Below are 2,219 nucleotides of genomic sequence, written 5' to 3'. Positions count from 1 at the left end.
CCTACATGTTCTATAAAGTGCTCAAGGCAGGTTACACCATCTGCTACCAGGCAGATGCCTATGTGTGGCATAAACATCGCAGCACAATGGCAGCCTTGTACAAACAGATCTATGATTACAGCCGGGGAGGTGTTGCCTATCATTTGACTACTTGGTTGCACGATAGTGACTGGCGTGGGTTAAGGCGGATAGCAGTGGAAATACCGAAGGTGTTCTGCTGGCACATCAAAGAAAAGCTTCGCAGGCGCAGTAATTACCCCTTATTTTTAATTTGGCTAGAGTTCAAAGGGTACCTGGCTGGCCCATGGGCTTACTGGTGTTCTCACAGGCGTGTTAAAAAACTAGGCAAAAGCAATTCCTATTTGCCACTCAATGAACGACATCATTTATCCACCAAATTAGATGTCGATTCGGAGAGTTACCTGACAGAAACACTGCAAATAATTCCTTCTGAACAACCGCAGTAAACTTCTTTACAAGTAATAATATCCCTTTAGATTAATGAAGCCAACGCACATGTTTAAACCAATCAAAATAGCTGAAGTAGAACTCACTAAGCCAATTGAAGATTTTGAAGGTTTACAAGAATTTGAAAAGCTTCAAGTACTGGTGCGGATGTATAACATTCCGATAGGATATATACACTTACCATTGCCCAATGGCCGATGTTCAGCAACAATACTGAGTCAAAGTATTATAGAGCAATATTATCATCAAATTGCTCAACTTTTAATCCGTAATGGCTTAGCTGCACTGATACAAAACAGCAAACTAAATATTGCAGATCTAGTCAATCTACCACCCCTACTTGTAAATGATTCAAAGACCTCAATAACGGTGGCTGTTTGTACGCGTAACCGCACAACGGACCTTGCCTTATGCCTTGATGCGCTCTGTGGGCTTGATTATCCCCACCTGGAAATCCTGGTGGTAGACAACGCCCCTTCAACAAATGATACAGCGCTTTTGGTAAAGAATCACTATCCTTCTGTACGCTACATATGCGAACCCAGACCAGGGCTTAGTTGGGCCAGAAACAGGGCTGTTTTGGAAGCGGAAGGAGAAATCATTGCTTTTACCGATGATGATGTAATTGTAGATGCAGGCTGGGTAAAAGCCCTGGCAAGTGTGTTTGCTGAAAGCCCGGAGGTGATGGCTGTTACCGGCCTGGTCGTGCCTTACGAATTGGAAACCCAGGCACAGGTATTATTTGAACGGCATGGAGGATTTGGTAAAGGGTTTCAACGAAAGTCCTGGAGTGTAGCTGGTAAAAAAATGTCCTGGCGATTACTGGGAGCAGGACAGTTTGGTACCGGCGCCAATATGGCTTTCCGTTGCTGTGTATTTAAGAACATAGGGCTTTTTAACACAGCTTTAGGTGCCGGAACAGTTACCCATGGTGCTGAGGACCTGGAAATGTTTTTCAGGGTATTGAAAGAAGGTCACAAGCTGGTATATGAACCCAGTGCGATTGTACGCCATCGACACCGGCGTGACTATTCAAGTCTTTGTGCGCAGTTAACAAGTGATGGTATTGGCTTATATTCTTATTTCAAAAGTGGCGCGACAAATTATCCCAATCAACGTTCTTCTTTCTGGAAATTGGGGGTATGGTGGCTTATCAAGGGCAATCTAAAACCCTTATGGACCTCTTTAAAGCATCCTACCCAGTTTCCAAGGGATTTGATCATTGCAGAGCTGAAAGGCTGTTTTGCCGGAATGAACAGATACCAGAAAGCCTGCCGGATAGCGGCTGAAATTGAGGGTACTTTTGGCCCTTTGCCTGTAAAAGAGATAGCACATACTTCTTTATCTGAAGCCCATAAAAATTACAGAAATGCGATAGCCATTCGTATTATAGAATTAAGTGATCCTCTGCCACAATTGACTGAAACAGAGGAGTGTGGGGCCATTCAATTATATGTAACTTGGAAGCAGCGTCTACTTGGATACGTAAATATCAATGACTCCAGGGAAATATCAAATCCAAGCCGCTTGTATGAGACAATCGCGAATGGGTTGAAGTTGAACCTTCTACAACTAAACTACAATTTAGACAAGGATTTTCTCCAGGCCGAAATTACGTCTACCTTAACCAGCCATTTTTCTGCAAATCAAACAATTCAGGATTCCTCTGTCGGCCTTTCTCCGGAAGTAAAGGTGTCTATAGTTGTGGCCACCTACGACCGGCCAGAGGATCTGAGCCAGTGCCTCCGCAG

2 protein-coding genes are annotated in these 2,219 nt (G+C 43.9%); both read left to right on the top strand.

The annotated features are described in order from the left end of the window. On the top strand, window positions 1-467 hold a 467-nt coding region (locus OCK74_RS27780), incomplete at its 5' end, for a hypothetical protein (protein WP_423803187.1). 49 nt (window positions 468-516) lie between these two features. After that, on the top strand, window positions 517-2,219 hold a 1,703-nt coding region (locus OCK74_RS27775; protein WP_279300382.1), incomplete at its 3' end, for a glycosyltransferase family 2 protein.

This window comes from Paraflavisolibacter caeni, assembly GCF_025628885.1.
Taxonomy (GTDB): domain Bacteria; phylum Bacteroidota; class Bacteroidia; order Chitinophagales; family Chitinophagaceae; genus Flavisolibacter; species Flavisolibacter caeni.
The sequence above is the reverse complement of the archived record's forward strand: the minus strand, read 5'-3'. Positions and strand labels throughout refer to the sequence as shown.